General features: G+C 65.8%; 14 protein-coding genes. 4 read left to right on the top strand and 10 right to left on the bottom strand.

Annotated elements, in window-relative coordinates; translation table 11 throughout:
* Positions 1-117: 117 nt before the first annotated feature.
* Positions 118-1,479 (bottom strand): DNA repair protein RadA, encoded by a 1,362-nt coding sequence (gene radA, locus ACVENA_RS03010; protein WP_449327590.1) that lies wholly within the window; start codon positions 1,477-1,479, stop codon positions 118-120.
* A 188-nt stretch (positions 1,480-1,667) separates the two neighbouring features.
* On the opposite strand from radA, the gene fsa reads away from it, so the two are divergent.
* The 3 genes from fsa (at position 1,668) to ACVENA_RS02995 (ending at position 4,815) form a co-directional block, all read left to right on the top strand.
* Complete coding sequence (gene fsa / locus ACVENA_RS03005) at positions 1,668-2,318, top strand: fructose-6-phosphate aldolase (protein ID WP_449327589.1); 651 nt, start codon at positions 1,668-1,670, stop codon at positions 2,316-2,318.
* A gap of 192 nt (positions 2,319-2,510) precedes the next feature.
* Complete coding sequence (locus ACVENA_RS03000; RefSeq protein WP_449327588.1) at positions 2,511-3,314, top strand: enoyl-CoA hydratase-related protein; 804 nt, start codon at positions 2,511-2,513, stop codon at positions 3,312-3,314.
* A gap of 1 nt (position 3,315) precedes the next feature.
* Complete coding sequence (locus ACVENA_RS02995; RefSeq protein ID WP_449327587.1) at positions 3,316-4,815, top strand: acetyl-CoA acetyltransferase; 1,500 nt, start codon at positions 3,316-3,318, stop codon at positions 4,813-4,815.
* Positions 4,816-4,845: 30 nt separating this feature from the next.
* On the opposite strand, the gene amaB is transcribed toward ACVENA_RS02995, so the two are convergent.
* Positions 4,846-6,345 (bottom strand): L-piperidine-6-carboxylate dehydrogenase, encoded by a 1,500-nt coding sequence (gene amaB, locus ACVENA_RS02990; protein WP_449327586.1) that lies wholly within the window; start codon positions 6,343-6,345, stop codon positions 4,846-4,848.
* 96 nt (positions 6,346-6,441) lie between these two features.
* Between amaB and acs the strand changes: the two genes are divergently transcribed.
* Positions 6,442-8,409: an acetate--CoA ligase gene (gene acs, locus ACVENA_RS02985; RefSeq protein ID WP_449327585.1), complete on the top strand. Its 1,968-nt coding sequence runs from the start codon at positions 6,442-6,444 to the stop codon at positions 8,407-8,409.
* A 130-nt stretch (positions 8,410-8,539) separates the two neighbouring features.
* Here acs and ACVENA_RS02980 read toward each other — a convergent pair whose 3' ends face one another.
* The 8 genes from ACVENA_RS02980 to ACVENA_RS02945 form a co-directional block, all read right to left on the bottom strand.
* Complete coding sequence (locus ACVENA_RS02980) at positions 8,540-9,271, bottom strand: peptidase (protein ID WP_449327584.1); 732 nt, start codon at positions 9,269-9,271, stop codon at positions 8,540-8,542.
* Between the two features lie 35 nt (positions 9,272-9,306).
* Positions 9,307-10,110: a transglutaminase family protein gene (locus ACVENA_RS02975; RefSeq protein WP_449327583.1), complete on the bottom strand. Its 804-nt coding sequence runs from the start codon at positions 10,108-10,110 to the stop codon at positions 9,307-9,309.
* A 2-nt stretch (positions 10,111-10,112) separates the two neighbouring features.
* Positions 10,113-11,057: an alpha-E domain-containing protein gene (locus ACVENA_RS02970; protein WP_449327582.1), complete on the bottom strand. Its 945-nt coding sequence runs from the start codon at positions 11,055-11,057 to the stop codon at positions 10,113-10,115.
* Positions 11,058-11,256: 199 nt separating this feature from the next.
* Positions 11,257-12,711, bottom strand: a complete 1,455-nt coding sequence (locus ACVENA_RS02965; protein ID WP_449327581.1) for a circularly permuted type 2 ATP-grasp protein — start codon at positions 12,709-12,711, stop codon at positions 11,257-11,259.
* A 191-nt stretch (positions 12,712-12,902) separates the two neighbouring features.
* On the bottom strand, positions 12,903-13,637 hold the full coding sequence (locus ACVENA_RS02960; protein WP_257548025.1) for a sulfite exporter TauE/SafE family protein: 735 nt from the start codon (positions 13,635-13,637) through the stop codon (positions 12,903-12,905).
* A gap of 67 nt (positions 13,638-13,704) precedes the next feature.
* Positions 13,705-16,440, bottom strand: coding sequence for a preprotein translocase subunit SecA (secA, locus tag ACVENA_RS02955; protein ID WP_449327580.1), 2,736 nt, complete (start codon positions 16,438-16,440; stop codon positions 13,705-13,707).
* A 118-nt stretch (positions 16,441-16,558) separates the two neighbouring features.
* The gene (locus tag ACVENA_RS02950) at positions 16,559-16,831 is read right to left on the bottom strand and encodes a hypothetical protein (protein WP_449327579.1); all 273 of its coding nucleotides are present in this window, start codon (positions 16,829-16,831) and stop codon (positions 16,559-16,561) included.
* Positions 16,832-16,919: 88 nt separating this feature from the next.
* Entirely contained in the window at positions 16,920-18,455 is a 1,536-nt protein-coding gene (locus ACVENA_RS02945; protein WP_449327578.1) for a TonB family protein, read from the bottom strand.
* Positions 18,456-18,541: the final 86 nt, after the last annotated feature.

Raw genomic sequence — 18,541 nt, 5'->3', positions numbered from 1 at the left:
ATGAAATACAACCGTTCGTGCTGAGCTTGTCGAAGCACCGTCCTTTTCTCCTTCCGGCCAGAAAGAACAGCCCTTCGACAAGCTCAGGGCGAACGGAATAACTTGATGTCAGCCGATCTAGTCACGCCCGAGCATCAGATCAACCAGTTCGCCCAATCGGGCAAAGCCGGTGACGCCGATCCCGTTCACGCCTTTCATGCCCTTTGGCCCCCAACCACTCGAAAGGCCCAGCTTCGCGGCCTCGCGGAGGCGCAGCGCGTCATGGGCGACGGGCCGGATTTCGCCCGACAGCGACAATTCGCCAAAGACGATCGCGTCCGACGGCACCGGCCGCTCGCTGAACGCCGAAATCAGCGCCGCCGCGACCGCGAGGTCGGCAGCGGGATCGGTGAGGCGATAGCCGCCCGCGACATTGAGATAGACTTCGGCCGCACCCATCTGGAGCCCGCAACGCGCTTCGAGCACCGCGAGCACCATCGCGAGCCGCCCGCTGTCCCAGCCGACGACCGCGCGACGCGGCGTCGCGCCGCTGGCGAGCCGGACGGTCAGCGCCTGCACCTCGACCAGCACCGGCCTTGTGCCTTCCAAGGCAGGGAAGACCACCGATCCCGGTACGTCGCGGCCGCGATCGGTCAGGAACAGGCTCGACGGGTTGGCGACTTCGCCGAGCCCTTCCTCGCCCATCGCGAACACCCCGATCTCGTCGGTGCCGCCGAAGCGGTTCTTGACCGCGCGGAGGATGCGATAAAGATGGCTGCGCTCGCCCTCGAACGCCAGCACGGTATCGACCATATGTTCGAGGACGCGCGGCCCGGCGATCGTTCCGTCCTTCGTCACATGCCCGACGAGCACGATCGCGGCGCCGCTGTCCTTGGCGTAGCGGATCAGCTCCTGCGCGCTCGCGCGGACCTGGCTGACGGTGCCGGGGGCGCTATCGATCAGGTCGCTGTGCATCGTCTGGATCGAATCGATGACGACGAAATCGGCGGTGCGACTATCAAGCGTCGCGAGGATATCGCGCACCGACGTCGCGCTCGCCAGCGCCACCGGCGCATCGCCGAGCCCCAGCCGCTGCGCGCGCAGCCGCACCTGCGCCGCGGCCTCCTCGCCGCTGATATAGACGACCGACTTGCCCGCCTTCGCGAGCCGCCCCGCCGCTTGCAAGAGAAGCGTCGATTTGCCGATCCCCGGATCGCCGCCGATCAGCGTCGCCGACCCCGCGACGAAGCCGCCGCCCAGCGCCCGGTCGAACTCAGCGATACCGCAGAGCATCCGGTCGGGCATGACGCTGTGCGCGTCCAGCGTTTCGAGCGCCAGCGTCCGCCCGCCGCGCGACAGGTCGTGCTTGGCCGAAAAGACGGTTTCCGCCGCCTCTTCGACCAGCGTGTTCCACTCGCCACAATCGGCGCATTGCCCCTGCCAGCGATAGCTGACGGCGCCGCAATTCTGGCAGACATATTGGCGTTTCGCTTTGGCCATGCGGCTTCGCATAGTCGGAACAAAGATGGAACGCCAGCAGATTATAAGTTCGTCATTGCGAGCGGAGCGAAGCAATCCAGGGCGGCTTGTCGCGCCCTGGATTGCTTCGCTCCACTCGCAATGACGGGGAAAGGGCTCTAGGGGATCAGCAACACCCGAATCACCCATCCAGCAGGAACGCCCGCGCCATGAAATTCTTCGCCGACACCGCCGAAATCGCCGACATTCAGGAACTCGCCGCGACGGGCCTGCTCGACGGGGTGACGACCAACCCGTCGCTGATCGCCAAGTCGGGGCGCGACTTCAAGGAAGTGACGAAGGAAATCTGCGCCATCGTCGACGGCCCGGTGTCGGCCGAGGTCGTCGCGCTCGACCATGAAACGATGATGAAGGAGGCGGAGATTCTCCGCCGGATCGCCGACAATGTCTGCATCAAGGTGCCGCTGACGATCGACGGGCTCAAGACGTGCAAGGCGCTGACCGGCGACGGCACGATGGTCAACGTCACCCTCTGCTTCTCGGCGACGCAGGCGCTGCTGGCGGCGAAGGCGGGCGCGACCTTCGTCTCGCCCTTCGTGGGCCGCCACGACGACAATGGCTTCGACGGGATGCAGCTCATCGCCGACATCCGGCTGATCTATGACAATTATGCTTATGGCACCGAAATCCTGGTGGCGAGCGTGCGCCACGGCATCCATGTCCTCGAAGCCGCGAAGATCGGCGCCGACGTGATGACCGCGCCGCCGTCGGTCATCAAGGGGCTGTTCAAGCATGTCCTCACCGAAAAGGGCATCGAAGGCTTCCTCGCCGACTGGGCCAAGACCGGCCAGTCGATCTGACCCACACGGAGGATTAGATTGCGGTGTGTCCCCGCGAAGGCGGGGACCCAGAGCGTTACAATGCCATTGTAGTATTCGCCGCTCTGGGCACCCGCCTTCGCGGGTGCGCACGCTTGTTGGAGCACGCCCGTCCTTTCCAGTTGACGTAAACGTCAACTCGCGCCGATACTCGCCCGAAAGGGAGAGATTCGCATGACCGACACCGCCGCCCCCGCCGTCCTTACGACACGCAACGGCCATATCCTGACCATCACGATCAACCGGCCCGAGGCACGCAACGCGGTCAACGCCGCGGTCCATGTCGGCATCGGCACCGCGCTCGACGAGGCCGAGGCCGACCCCGACATCCGCGTCGTCATCATCACCGGCGCGGGCGACAAGGCCTTCTGCGCGGGCGCCGACCTCGTCGCGCTGTCGCGTGGCGGCGCGCTCCAACCCGACGACAAGGCGCAGCAGGCGTGGGGCTTCGGCGGCTTTGCCGCGCACCCGATCTCGAAGCCGGTGATCGGCGCGGTCAACGGCTTCGCTTTCGGCGGCGGCTGCGAGCTCGCGCTGATGTGCGACCTAATCGTCGCCGCCGAAAATGCGCAGTTCGGCCTGCCCGAGGTCAAGGTCGGGCTGTTCGCGGCGGCGGGCGGCGCCTTCCGCATCGTCAAGCAACTGCCGCCGAAGCTGGCGATGGAGCATCTGCTCACCGGCGATCCCTTCGATGCCGCGACCGCGCTGCGTTACGGTTTCGCGAACCGCGTCGTCCCGCTCGCCGACCTCATGCCGACCGCCATCGCGCTCGCCGAGAAGATCGCGGGCAACGCGCCGCTGTCGGTGCAGGCGTCGAAGCGCGTCGCCCTCAGGATGCAGGACGGACAGATCGCCGGCGACGACGCGCATTGGGCCGACAACAGCCGCGAGCGCCGGGCGCTGATGGCGAGCGAGGATGCCCGCGAAGGCCCACGCGCCTTTGCCGAGAAGCGCAAGCCGGTGTGGAAGGCGCGCTGAGATGGGCATGACCGATCCCGAGCGCATTCCCGTCATCATCGGTGTCGGGCAGGTCAACGACCGCCCCGACGACCCCGATCAGGGGCTCGACTCGCTCGGTCTGATGGTCGAAGCCTTGAAGGTCGCGGCGGAGGACGCCGGCGTACCGCTCGCCGACATCGACAGCCTCGCGATCGTCGACCAGATCAGCTTTCACCATCTCGGCAAGCTTTGCGAACCGCTCGCCGCAGCGATCGGCGCCAGCCCCGCGATCAATTACCAGTCCGCCGCGCCGCACGGCGATACGCCAGTGCGCCTGCTCAACGAAGCCGCGAACCGCATCGGCGCGGGCGAAGTGAAACTGGCGGCGGTCGTCGGCGGAGAAGCGCTGCGCACCGCTGCGGGCCGCGCCGCCAAAGCCGCGAGCGGCGAGGACAAGAGCTATAACGCAGTGCGTCAGGTCGCGACGCGCCGCGAACCCAATTATGCGCAGAAGCATGGGCTGTCGGCGCCGGTCGACGTCTATCCGCTCTACGAGAATGCGACCCGCGCGGCATGGGAACAGAGCCTTGAGGACGCACAGTTCGAAAGCGCCGAAATCTGGTCGCGCTTTTCCGAGGTCGCGGCCGAAAACCCCGGCGCGTGGATCAGGAAGCCCGCGAGCGCGGCCGACATATTGAAGGTCGACGACCGCAACCGCCCGATCGCCTTTCCCTATTCGAAGCTAATGGTCGCCAATTCGTCGGTGAATCAGGGCGCGGGTTTTCTCGTCGCCAGCCTCGCCGAAGCGCGCCGCCGCGGCATCGCCGAGGATCGCCTCATCTATGTCGGCATGGGCGCCGCGGCGAAGGAACCCGCGAGCATCCTCCGCCGCGACCGCTACAACGGCAGCGTCAGCATGGAGACGTCGATCACGCGGACGCTCGCGCTCAATGCCATGACCGCCCAGGATTTCGACTGCGTCGAGCTTTACAGCTGCTTCCCATGCGTGCCGAAGATGGCGCGGCGCATCCTCGACTGGCCGTCGGACCGCCCCGCGACAGTGTTCGGCGGCCTGACCTTCGGCGGCGGCCCGATCGCCAATTATATGAGCCATGCCGTGGTCTCGATGGTCGAAAAGCTGCGGAGCGAAGGCCGTTACGGCTTCCTCTTCGCCAACGGCGGTTTCGCAACCGACAATCATTGCATCGTGCTGGGGAATCAGCCGATCGCCGCGGCGAGCTTTCCGCAGGACTTCGACTACCAAGCCGAAGCCGAGGCAAAGCGTGGCCCCGTGCCCGAGCTGGCCCAGGATTATGCCGGGCCGGCGACGATCGAGAGCTACACGGTCTTTTACGGACGCGACGGCGCGCCGAAGGCCGGCGTCGTCGTGGCGCGCACGCCCGAGGGCAAGCGCACCCTGGCGCACGTGGACGTGAGCGACGCTGGGATGCTGGCGTTCCTGACCGATGGGAAGGCGGAGCCGGTGGGGACGAGTGGGGAAATTGTCGCGCTCGATGAAGGCTATGGGTGGCGATCCTGAGCCTCTCCCTTCCCGCTTGCGGGAGGGGAACTAGAGGTCGAACGACACCCCCTGCGCCAGCGGCAGCGCGTCCGAATAGTTCACCGTGTTCGTCGCGCGGCGCATATATTGGCGCCACGCGTCCGACCCGCTTTCGCGCCCGCCGCCGGTCTCCTTCTCGCCGCCGAAGGCGCCGCCGATCTCGGCTCCGCTCGTTCCCAGATTGACGTTGGCGATGCCGCAATCGCTCGCCGCGAGGAAGCGTTCCGCCTCGCGCAGGTCGGTGGTGAAGATCGCCGACGATAGTCCCGCCGGGACCGCATTATGCTGCGCGATCGCCGCATCCAAATCGTCGTAGCGCATCACATAGAGGATCGGCGCGAACGTCTCCTCCAGCACCGGCCCGACCTGCCCCGGCATCAGGGCCAGCGCGGGGCGGACATAGAAGCTCGCGCCCTCGCCCACACGTTCACCACCGTGCACGATGCCGCCCACTGCCTTCGCGGCGGCCAGCGCCTCCTGCATCATCTCGAACGCGGCGCGATCGATCAGCGGTCCGACGAGCACATCCCCCTCCAGCGGGTTGCCAACCGCGACGCTGGCATAAGCCGCCTTCAGCCGCGCGACGAAATCATCATAGATGCGATCGTGGAGGAACAGCCGCCGCGTCGTCGTGCAGCGCTGCCCCGCCGTCCCCATCGCCCCGAACGCCACGCCGCGTAGCGCGAGGTCGAGGTCGGCCGAAGGCGCGACGATCACGCCGTTGTTACCGCCGAGTTCGAGGATCGCGCGCGCGAAGCGCTGCGCGAGCCGCGGTGCGACCGCACGCCCCATCCGCGTCGACCCGGTCGCGGAGACGAGCGCGACGCGCGCATCGTCGACCAGCGCCTCGCCCGCCTCGCGCCCGCCGACCAGAAGCTGCGACAAGCCCGCAGGCGCATCGCCGAACCGCGCCGCCGCGCGCGCGAAGATCGCCTGCACGGCAAGCGCGGTCAGCGGCGTCTTCTCCGACGGCTTCCACACGACGCTGTTGCCGCATACCAGCGCGAGCGCCGCATTCCACGCCCACACCGCGACCGGAAAATTGAACGCCGAAATTACCCCGACGACGCCGAGCGGATGCCAGATCTCCATCATCCGGTGTCCCGGCCGCTCGGTGGCGATGGTCAGGCCGTAAAGCTGGCGCGAGAGGCCGACCGCGAAGTCGCAAATGTCGATCATCTCCTGCACCTCGCCCGCGCCTTCGGACGAAATCTTGCCCGCCTCGATCGTCACCAGCGCCGCAAGATCGTCCTTCGCGGCGCGCAGTTCCTCGCCGAACAGTCGCACCAATTCGCCGCGGCGCGGCGCCGGAACCGCGCGCCAGGCACGGAACGCAGCGACCGCCTGATTCAGCGCCGCATCGACATCGGCAGCGTCGACGACGCGCACCATCCCGATCTGCTCGCCAGTCAGCGGCGTCAGCGCCGGCATCGATCCGTCGCTCCACGCCGTGCGGTCCACGCCCAGCGCGTCGAGGATTCGCCCGGTCTCCTGGCCCAGTTGAAGCATAGCATGTCCCTTCTTCGGCGCCTTCGCGCCTTGCAGTTTGCGGCTCGCGGGTTATCGACTCAAGCGAGCAAAGCAAAGCCCATTGGGAGAGTCGCCGTGTCGTCCGAATTGCCTCCGTCCGAACCCTTCGTTCTCGTTCCCGCCGACGCCGCCGCGAACACCCATTGCACCGCCGCCGATTACGACCGCCTCTATGCCGAGAGCATTACCGATCCCGACACCTTCTGGGCCGAACAGGCAAAGCGCCTCGACTGGGTGACGCAGCCGACAAAAATTGCCGGCTGGTCCTTCGATCCGGTCGACATCAAATGGTATGAGGACGGCGTCCTCAACCTTTGCCATAATGCCATCGACCGCCATGTCGCCGCCGGACATGGCGACCACACCGCGATCATCTTCGAACCCGACGCCCCCGATGGTGAGACGCGGCATATCAGCTATGCCGCGCTGCTCGCCGACGTCATCCGCTTCGCCAACACGCTCAAGAAGATGGGCGTCCGGAAGGGCGACCGGGTCACCATCTATATGCCGATGATCCCCGAAGGCGCGGTGGCGATGCTCGCCTGCGCGCGGATCGGCGCGGTCCACAGCGTCATTTTCGGCGGCTTCTCGCCCGAGGCGATCCACGGCCGCATCGAGGATTGCGCCAGCGACTGGGTGATCTGCGCCGACGAGGGGCTGCGTGGCGGCAAGACCATCCCGCTCAAGGCCAATGTCGACAAGGCGCTCGAACGCGTCGACGTGAAGGCAGTGCTCGTCATCGCCCACACCGGCGGCGACGTCGCGATGAAAGAAGGCCGCGACCATTGGTACGACGCGCTGTCGGCCGACGTCGGCGCCGAGTGCCCGTGCGAGCCGATGGGAGCCGAGGATCCGCTGTTCATCCTCTATACCTCGGGCTCGACCGGCAAGCCGAAGGGCGTGCTCCACACCGTCGGCGGCTATGCGGTGTGGGTCGCCTCGACCTTCTTCTATGGCTTCGATTATCGGCCGGGCGAAATTTTCTGGTGCTCGGCCGATATCGGCTGGGTCACCGGCCACAGCTACGTCGTCTACGGCCCGCTTCAGAACGGCGCGACGAGCCTGATGTTCGAGGGCGTGCCCAATTATCCCGACCATGACCGTTTCTGGCGGATCGTCGACAAGCACAAGGTGAACATCCTCTACACAGCGCCGACCGCGATCCGTGCGTTGATGCGCGAGGGCGACGATTATGTGACGCGTCACGACCTGTCGTCGCTCCGCCTGCTCGGCAGCGTCGGCGAGCCGATCAATCCCGAAGCGTGGCGCTGGTATCACCAGACCGTCGGCAAGGGCCGCGTCCCCGTCGTCGACACCTGGTGGCAGACCGAAACCGGCGGCATCATGATCACCACCCTGCCCGGCGCGCATCCGATGCAGCCGGGAAGCGCCGGGCGCCCCTTCTTCGGGGTCCGCCCGCAACTCGTCGATGCCGAGGGCGCGGTGCTCGCCGACGAACAGAGCGGCGGCGCGGACGAGGGCAATCTCTGCATCACGCATAGCTGGCCCGGGCAGGCGCGCACGCTCTATGGCGATCACGACCGCTTCGCCGCGACCTATTTCTCGACCTACAAGGGCAAATATTTCACCGGCGACGGCTGCCGCCGCGACGGCGACGGCTATTGGCGGATCACAGGGCGCGTCGACGACGTCATCAACGTCTCGGGGCACCGCATGGGCACCGCCGAGGTCGAAAGCGCGCTGGTGCTGCACGATCTGGTGGCCGAAGCCGCGGTCGTCGGCTTCCCGCACGACATCAAGGGCCAGGGCATCTACGCCTATGTCACCTTGAACGCCGGGGTCGAGCCGACCGACGCGGTTGCCGCCGCGCTCAAACAGCAGGTCCGCACAGAAATCGGCCCGATCGCGACCCCCGACCACATCCACCTGACCCCCGCGCTGCCCAAGACGCGCTCGGGCAAGATCATGCGCCGTATCCTGCGCAAGATCGCGGAGAATGATTTCGGATCATTGGGGGATACGTCAACGCTGGCGGACCCCAGTCTGGTGGACGGGCTGATCGAGGGACGGAAGAACCGATAGCCCCAAAAAAAGAGTCGTGTGTCCCCGCGAAGGCGGGGACCCATCTCCGGTCGGCGCAGGATAGAGCCGGACGGAGATGGGCTCCCGCCTTCGCGGGAGCACGCACCTATTTATCGATCGGATTTCCCGATCAGAAATGAAAATCCGGCAGTTCGGCCAGCGCGATCCCCAGCGCTTCGGCCCAGCCGTCGGCGACGCTCTGATAATAGGGGTCGTCGCGCTCGAACCGCCGTTCGCGCACGCTCACGAAATCGTCGCGTTCGTGGACCTTGAGGTCGATCGGCAGATCGACCCCGGCGTTCGCCTGGATCGTCGAATCGAACGAGACGCAGAGCAGTTTCACCGCATCCTCGAACGACATCGCCGGATCATAGGAGCGCACGATCATCGGGCGTCCGTATTTCGTCTCGCCGATCTGGAAGAAGGGATTGTCTTCCCCCGCCTCGATGAAATTCCCTTCGGGGTAGATCATGAACAAGCGCGGCTCGGAGCCCTTGATCTGTCCGCCGACGATCAGCGAAGCGCGAAAGATCGATTCCGCCGCCGGCCCCTCGACGCCGTAGCGGGTGACGATGCCGCGCAGCGTCTCGCCGATGATCGTCGCGACCTGAAACATCGACGGCGCGGCGAGGATCGACGGATGCCGGTCCTCGGGCGCCTTGGTGCGCTCGTCGAGCAGGCTGACCACCGCCTGCGTCGTCGCCAGATTGCCCGCCGACATCAGCGTGATGACGCGCTCGCCCGGCACGTGCCAGCTTCGCATCTTGCGGACCTGCGATATGTCGTCGACGCCCGCATTGGTGCGGGTGTCCGACATGAACACCAGTCCCTTGTTGAGCCGCATACCAACGCAATAAGTCATCGAATCCCGTTTTCCCCCGCCCGGTTCCCGTCCGCTTATTGCTGGACCTGCAACTGGACAACCAGATTTTCCTCCGCCGCGCCATAGCGCATGCCGCGAACCGGGGCGGCATCGCGATAATCGAGCCCCGTGGCGACGCGGATATAGCGCTGGTCGGGCGAATGGCCGTTGCTCACGTCGAAGCCGATCCAGCCGATATGCTCGAAATAGGCCTCGGCCCAGGCGTGGGTTGCATCCTGCTGCGTGCGGTCGTTCATCATCAGATAGCCCGAGACATAGCGCGCCGGGTGACCGAGATGGCGCATCGCGGCGATGAAGATATGACTGTGATCCTGGCAGACGCCGCCCTCGCCCGCCAGCGCCTGCTCGGCAGTCGTCTCGGCATCGGTGACCCCGGTGCGCCAGGGCAATTTGCCGAGGATCAGCACCGACAGCGCATGGGCGCGTTCGATATCCGACGCGAAATCGCGCCCCAGTTGTGCCGTCAGCGCGCGCACCCCGCGTCCCGCGCGCGTCAGCGGGGTCGGGCGAAGGAAGGTCCACAGCGGCATCACGCCGCGATGCGGCCCGATCACCCCGTCCCACGTCACCAGCTCGACCTCACCGGTGCAACGGATCGTCAGGTCGCGCACGCCGCCCTCGACCGACACCAGGTCGACGCCATTGCCGTGATGATCGGTGTAGTGAAGCTGCCGCTCGCCTCCTTCGATCGCGATCGTCCAGCCGTGGATCAATTGCTGCCCCGGCCGCTCCTTCGGCGTCAGGCGAAGCTGCTGGAGCGCATAGGCGACATGACCGTCGAATTGATAATGGGTGCTATGGTCTACGCGCAGTCTCATCGTCACTCCACGAACCGATAATCGCGCTCGACCTGGCGCGCGAGCGCGCCGGTGGCGCCCAGGAAGCCGCTCAGATATTCGTGCAGCCCGCCGTCGAAGATCGCCTGGATCGGCGCCGACAGCCGGTCGCGGCACAGCGCCGCGGCCATCCGTCCCGCCTCGGTCTCTTCGTCATAGCCTTGCTGGATCCGCCCCAGATGCTCCTCCACCCGCTCGCAGCAAAAGGCCAGGCTGCGCGGAAGCTGGCGATAGAGGATCAGGAATTCGGCGATCTTCAGCGCGCTGATCTCCGCCCCGTAAAGCCAGCGATAGGCGCGGTGCGCCGACACCGAGCGCAGGATCGTCTCCCACTGCACATTGTCGATCGAGCCGCCGATATGCGCGACCGACGGCAGCAGCAGATAATATTTGACGTCGAGGATGCGCGCGATGTTGTCGGCGCGCTCGAGGAAGGTGCCGAGTTGCGCGAAATGAAAGCCGTCGTTGCGCAGCATCGTCCCGTTCAGCGCCCCGCGCACCTGCCCGTTCTGGCGCCGGATCGCGGCGAGCACGTCGGGCAGATCATCCTCACGCACCTGCCGTTTCAGGAGCGCGCCCAGCGTCATCCAGCTCGTATTGACCGCTTCCCACACCTCGCGGGTCAAGTGGGTGCGCGCGGTGCGGGCGTTGTCGCGCGCCTGCTTGATGACCGACAGGATGCTCGACGGATTGGCCGGGTCGCGCAGCATGAAGTCGACGACGCGCTGCGAGGCATAGTCGTCGCCATGCGCCTGCCCGAACCGCACATCCTGCCCCGCGGTCACCAGCACCGACCGCCATTCGGCCTTGGCGGTGTTCGACCGCGTCAGCGCGATGCGGAACCCCGCGTCGATCAGGCGGGCGTTGTTCTCGCTCCGCTCCAGATAGCGCGCCATCCAGTAGAGGCTGCCCGCGGTCTTGCCTAGCATGGGCGCGCCTCCATCCCCTCTCGCAAGCGGAAGGGGCAGCGAGGCTTGGCAGCTTGCTGCCTAGCCGCAGCGGGGTGGGCAAGCGGCGGTGCGACACTGCCCACCCCGCTGCGACTAGCGAGCAAGCTCGCAAGTCTCGCTGCCCCTCCCGCCTGCGGGAGGGGGGCACAGCGCGCATGCGAGGTGACCGCCATCCCCATCAATCCTCCAGCACCCATGTATCCTTGGTCCCGCCGCCCTGGCTCGAATTGACCACCAGCGATCCCCGGGTCATTGCGACGCGCGTCAGTCCGCCCGGCGTGATCGTGACCCCCTGCGGCGACATCAGCACGAATGGGCGCAGGTCGACGTGGCGCGGCACAAGCCCCGCCCTGGTGAAGATCGGCACGGTCGACAGCGACAGCGTCGGCTGTGCGATATAGTTTGCCGGGTTGGCCACCAGCTTACCCCGAAACGCGGCGATCTCCTTCTTGCTCGCGGCCGGCCCGACGAGCATCCCATAGCCGCCCGAACCATGCACTTCCTTCACCACCAGTTCGGGAAGCCGATCGAGCACTTCCTTGAGATGCTCCGCCTCCGAACAGCGCCACGTCGGCACATTGGGGAGCAACGCCTTTTCGCCGGTATAAAATTCGATGATGTCGGGCATATAGCTATAGAGTGCCTTGTCGTCGGCGATCCCCGTCCCCGGCGCATTGGCGATGGTGATGCCGCCGGCGCGATAGACGTCCCAGATGCCGGGCACGCCGAGCAGCGAGTCGGGCCGGAAATTGAGCGGGTCGAGGAAATCGTCGTCGACGCGGCGATAGAGGACGTCGATCGGGCGATAGCCCTGCGTCGTCCGCATCTGCACGCGCCCGGCGACGACGCGCAGATCATGCCCCTCGACCAGCTCGGCGCCCATCTGGTCGGCGAGGAAGCTGTGCTCGAAATAGGCGCTGTTATGGATGCCGGGAGTCAGCACCGCGACCGTCGGCGTGCCCGCGCATTGCGGCGGCGCGCAGGCCGAAAGCGATTTGAGCAGGTTGAGCGGATAATCGCTCACCTCGCGCACCGAAATCCGCGCGAACAGCTCGGGAAACATCTGGAGCATCGTCTCGCGATTTTCGAGCATGTAGGAGACGCCCGACGGGGTGCGGGCATTATCCTCGAGCACATAGAATTCGTCGGCGCCGGTGCGCACGATGTCGATGCCGCTGATATGGGTATAGACTCCGCCCGGCGGGTCCATCCCCATCATCATCGGCAGAAACGCCTCGTTGCGCGCGATCAGTTCGGTCGGCACGCGCCCGGCGCGCAAAATCTCCTGCCGGTGGTAGATATCGTGGAGGAAAGCGTTGAGCGCCCGCACCCGTTGCTCGATCCCGCGCGACAGCCGCCGCCATTCGCCCGCCGAGATGATGCGCGGCACGACGTCGAAGGGGATCAACCGCTCGTCGGCCTCATCCTCGCCATAGACGTTGAAGGTGATGCCGGTGGTGCGGAAAAAAGCCTCGGCCTGCTGCGTCTTGCGCTGGATGCGGGCGGCGTCCTCGTTGGCGAACCAGTCGTGATAGTCGCGGTAGGGCGATCGGACCTCGCCCGCCTGTCCGGCGGCCGCGTGACCCGTCATCTCGTCGAAGAAGGAAATGCCCCAGCCCTTTCCACGCAACATGCCAACGGTCCGGCCGCGCACGATGATCCGGGCGTGCGCGGCCCCTTCATTCCTGCCTGCTGCGTCGCTTGTCTGGCTACGCGGCCGTCAAGCTTATGGAGAGGATGCTAGCACCACCGCGCGGGAAGGCAAGAGCGCTAGAACATTGAAAATAATGAGCCCGCCCCGGCTCGTCGCGCCGAGATGAAAGTTCAAAACCCGAACAACAGCCGCACCCCGACGAACCCGACGAGCAGCGCGGTCAGCCGCCGGATCAGGGTCGCGCCGCCGGCGCGGACCGCAAGCTGCGTGCCGATCGCGCCACCGATCAGCACCGCGACCAGCAGCGGCCAGTGCCCCGCAACCGCGTGAAGCATCGCCCCGCCCTTGCCCTTGATGAGCTGGCCGGTCAGCCCGAACAGGCTGTTGACGAGGATGAACAGGCTCGCGGTCGCGGCGACCGAGCGCGCCTCGGCCCAGCGGATGAGGTGGAGGATCGGGGCGAGAAAGATGCCGCCGCCGATGCCGACGACACCAGCCAAATAGCCGATCCCCGCCGCGATCGGCAGCAGCAGCTTCGCGGGCAGCGCGACGGGCTTCGCCGCCTGCGGCTGGAACATCAGCGCCAGCGCGGAGGCGAGCAGCGACAGGCCGAGGAGCAGGACGAGCAGCCCCTGCTTGACCGGGGTCAGCCCGCCGAGAAAGGCAAGCGGCGCCGCGACCGCGATCAAGGGCAGCGCCTTCGCCCACGGCATCACCCCGGCGCGCGCGAAGCGGATCGTCCCGCCGGTGACGACGATGACGTTGCAGGCAAGGCTGATCGCCGGAACCAGTCCGACCGCGACGCCGCCGAGCAGCAGCAGCGCGGTATAGGTCGACCCGCCGCCGAACCCGACCGCGGCATAGAGCAAGGCGGTCAGGCCGAAGAAAGCGGCGAGGCTGGTCATGGTTATTCCCCTATCCCGTCATCCCGGCGAAGGCCGGGATGACGATTAGGATAAGGACCGGCAGGCGTCAAAGCACCCCGTGGCAATGCTTGTATTTGCGCCCCGATCCGCACGGGCACGGCGCATTGCGGCTGATCTCCAGCGCCGCATAGGGGTTTTCCCCCTCGGGCAGGTCGGGCCGCGGCGCCTGCATCGGCGGCAGCGTGTTGGCGATCACGCCCAACTCGCCCGCATCGAGGTCGGCGCTGTTGTCCTCGCCGGTGAAGGGGTCGATGTGGGTGGTCAGGAAATCGGGCAGTTCGGGCAGCGCCGCGGGCTCCGGCTCCTGGAACTGGAAATCGATCCGCGCGACGGTGCGCGTCACATCCTCGCGGATATTCTGCAGCATCCGCTCGAACAGCGCGAAGGCTTCCTGCTTATATTCGTTGATCGGCTGCTTTTGGGCATAGGCGCGCAGGAAGATCGCCTGGCGCAGCGCGTCGAGCGTCGAAAGATGGTCCTTCCAATGATGATCGAGGGTCTGGATCAGGATCGATTTCTCGACATTGTGCCACGTGTCCTGATCGACCTGCGCCGCCTTTCCGGCGGCCGCGGCATCGGCCATCTCCTGCAGCCGCGCTTCGAAGATTTCGGGATCGAGCTCGTCTTCCTGCATCCAGTCGTCGATCGGCGGGGTCAGGTCGAGGATATTGGCGACGCGTTCCTTGATCGCCTCGACGTCCCATTGCTCGGGATAGCTTCCCGGCGGGCAGGCGTCGGCGATGATCGCATTCACCGTTTCCGCGCGCATCTCCGCCATCACGTCGTCGACGGTTTCGCTGTCAATGATCTCACCGCGCTGTTCATAAACCACCTTGCGCTGGTCGTTCATGACGTTGTCATATTCGACGACCTGCTTGCGAATGTCGTAGTTGCGCGCCTCGACCTTCTTCTGCGCGGTCTCGATCGCCTTCGACAGCCATTTCGACCCGATCGCCTCGCCGTCCTCCAGATTCTTGTTCATCATCTTGGAAAAGAGCGTGTCAGGACCGAAGATGCGCAGCAGATCGTCGTCGAGGCACAAATAGAATTTCGACAGGCCGGGGTCGCCCTGACGCCCCGAGCGGCCGCGGAGTTGGTTGTCGATGCGGCGGCTTTCGTGGCGCTCGGTCGCGAGCACGAACAGTCCGCCCGCGGCGCGTACGGCTTCGCGCTCGGCGGCGACTTCTTCGGTGATGCGCGCGATCGCGGCGTCGCGTTCGGGACCTTCGGGCAGGTCCTTGAGCTCATCCTCGATGCGGAACTCCTCGCTGCCGCCCAGCTTGATGTCGGTGCCGCGGCCGGCCATGTTCGTCGCGATGGTCACCGCGCCGGCACGCCCCGCCTGCGCGACGATATGCGCCTCGCTCTCGTGGAAGCGCGCGTTGAGGACGCTGTGCGCGACGCCTTCCTTTTCGAGATAGGAAGAGAGGAGTTCCGACTTCTCGATCGACACGGTGCCGACGAGCACGGGCTGACCGCGCTCCTGCGCCTCGCGGATCGTGCGCGCGATCGCGCCGAACTTGTCGGTGATATTCTTGTAGAATTCATCCTCGTCGTCCTGCCGCGCGATCGGGCGGTTGGTCGGGATGGTGACGACGTTCATCTTGTAGATTTCGAAGAATTCGGCCGCTTCGGTCGCCGCGGTGCCGGTCATGCCGGACAGCTTGGGATACATGCGGAAATAATTCTGGAAGGTAATCGACGCGAGGGTCTGGTTCTCGGGTTCGATCTGGACGCCTTCCTTGGCCTCGACCGCCTGGTGCAGGCCGTCGGACCAGCGGCGGCCGTCCATCATGCGGCCGGTGAATTCGTCGATGATCACGACCTTGCCGTCCTTGACGATATAGTCGGTGTCGAGCTTGAACATCACGATCGCCTTCAGCGCCTGATTGACGTGATGCACGACCTGGGTGTTCTCGATATCGTAGAGGTTGCTGCCCTGGAGCAGCCCCGCCGCCTCGAGCAATCGCTCGACATGCTCGGTGCCGTCCTCGGTCAGGCTGATCGATTTCGCCTTCTCGTCCTTTTCATAATCCTCCTCGACGAGCTGGTGCACCACCTCGTTGACGCGGATGTAGAGCTCCGACTTGTCGTCAGTCGGGCCCGAGATGATCAGCGGGGTGCGCGCTTCGTCGATCAGGATCGAATCGACCTCGTCGACGATGCCGAAGTTGAATTCGCGATGGACCATCTGGGCGCGGTCGAACTTCATATTGTCGCGCAGATAGTCGAACCCCAGCTCGTTGTTCGTCGCATAGGTGATGTCGCTGTTATACGCCTCGCGCCGCTGCATCTCGTTGAGGTTCGGAACGATGATGCCGGTGGTCAGGCCCAGGAAGCCATAGACCGCGCTCATCCATTCGGCGTCGCGCTTGGCGAGATAGTCGTTGACGGTGACGACATGGACGCCCTTGCCCTCCAGCGCGTTCAGATAGCAGGGCAAAGTCGCCATCAGCGTCTTGCCTTCGCCGGTCGCCATCTCGGCGATCTCGCCGCGGTGGAGGACGATGCCGCCGATCATCTGGACGTCGAAATGGCGCATGCCGAGCGTGCGCTTCGAGGCTTCGCGCACCGTCGCAAAGGCTTCGGGCAGCACGTCGTCGAGCGTCTCCCCGGCATCGAGCCGGTCGCGGAATTTCTGCGTCTGCGCCTTCAATTGCTCGTCGCTATAGGCTTCGAGCTCGGGCTCGAAGGCATTGATCCTGGCGACGATCTTGCGGATCGAATTGACGTAACGCTCGTTGGACGAGCCGAACAGGCTCTTGGCAAGGCTGCCGAACATAATGAATTTCCTTGGATTTCGATGCGATCGGGGCGGCGTTGGCGCCGCGCGGTCTATAAAGAAAATCCCCGCGCGAGCGCAGGGAAGCGGCCCAGGACAAGGGCGGCGGCGGAAAAGGCTATTCGAGGGCGCGATCGACGCCGGTCAGCAGGCCGGGCAGATGCGGCGGCGGCGCCTTGCGCGGCTTGCCGGTGCTGGGACCGCTGCTCGCGCGGCGCGTGGGCGTCGTGGCGGCAGGGCGACGGTCGCTGTCGCCGGCGTCGGCCTTGCCCGCGCTTTCGGCGAGCAACACCAGCGACCCCATCGCCATCGGAACGGCGGGCGCGGCAACGGCCCGGTCTGCCGCAGCAAAACCGGTCAGCAACGCCAAAAGGGTCAGCAACAGCCGCAAGAATCGCCCCTCCAAAGATCGGGAGCGCAGATCATTGCATCCCGATGCCTGAACATAGGGTGAAACGGGCGCGGCGTCCAGACTTTGCTTATGGTTTCACCGAGCTGCCGCGGCCGGGCTCGGGCTCGACGATCGTTTCCGCCCGCATCGTCACGCGGCGCGTGACCGGCTTGCCGGCGGCATCGGCGAAGGGGATGTAGCGAATGCTCCCGCCGAACATATCGCAGGGATTGCCCTCCAGCGGCAGGCCCACCGGAAGCCCGGTCGCCGAAAATTTGCAATCCCTGGCGATGCCGTCCGCACCGACGACAATAGTCATCGTCGCCGCCATCGGGCTCGACAGCGGGAATTTCCGGTGCGCGGGTTCGGCCGTCGCGCCCGCTGTCCGCGGCAAGACCCAGCTGAACACGGCCGGAACCTCCGATTTGACCGGCGTCCCCGCGCTGTCGAGCGCCGGCTCGAACCGCCCGTCGCTCCGCATCAGGGCGCAAGCCGCGGTATCGAGGTCCCTGACCATGCTGCTCTCGGTCACGACGCAACGGATCACCTTGCCGGCGGCATCGAGGCTCAGCATCATGCCGACATCGCCTTCCTGCCGCGCCGCCAGGGCGGCGGGAGGATAATGGGCGGCGGCATCGAGAGTCACCATGGCGGGGTCGGGAAGCGGAGCGCGCGGCAATCCGCGGCGCGCCTCGTCGACCCGGAAACCCGATTGCGCCAGGCGTTCGAGATAATCGTCGGGAATCTGCCAGCGGATCCGGTTGGCGTAGGTGCCGCCGATGCGCACGCCCTTGTCGTCGCGCTGCGTCTCGAACCTCGCGCGTTGCATGACCAGCCGGCACGTCGCATCGTCGAGTTCGGCATGGCCGCTCGACGCGGTGACCTCGCAGCGGCGCGGCAGTCCGTCGGGCCCGATCGTCAGGCGAAACCCCGTCGTGCCTTCATGCGTGTCGCGCAGCGCCGTGACCGGATAATCATCGGTCGTGACCCAACTGCCGGGGTCGGTTGCCGGTCTAAAATGCAGCGGATCTTCCGTTCCATCCGCAGGGGCGCCGGCCTGCGCGGCCAGCAGCAACATCATCCACAACATTTGCGCATCCTCCCCCTCCCCCGAGCAAAGCCCCGGATTCAGCCCCTTCACCTCCAGCAGGAAACTCTTGGGCTTCTTGAAAAACTTGCTCTTGCGGTTGACCTTCAGCCCGACGACCTCGGCCAGTTCCATCACGAAATGAACGCAGTTGGCCTTGTTCAGGCTATAGCTCGGCTGCTTGCGGTCCTGCCATTCGCGGACCTTGGCGAGCAGCCGCGCATAGGTCGCATCGTTGACGGTGACGCTGAACTGCCGGTCGCTCTTGGCGATATAATCGTCCTTCGACGTCTGGACATAGCCCTTCACCGACCCGAGCAGGATCGCCGGGCTGACATTCTTCGCGGTGAAGCCGAAATTATTGTCGATCGCCTGCCCACTGCCGTCGAGCGTACCCTTCACCGTGATGAAGGCGTGCGGAAAGCGGTCGCCGAAATCATGGCTGTAAAAGCTGACCGTCACTGCCGCCTCGGCAGGAAGCGCCGCGCCGAGGCAAAAGGCCAGCAAGGTCAGGAACATCAGGCGCAGGCGAAACATCGCCGCCCTGATAGCGGCGGCGCCCGCCCCTTGCCAAGCCGCGATTGCGGCTTGACGCGCGCGCCGGCTTCGCATCATCTGGTGCT

This window comes from Sphingopyxis sp. 550A (assembly GCF_053569535.1).
This window is presented reverse-complemented; position numbering and strand designations above follow the sequence as displayed.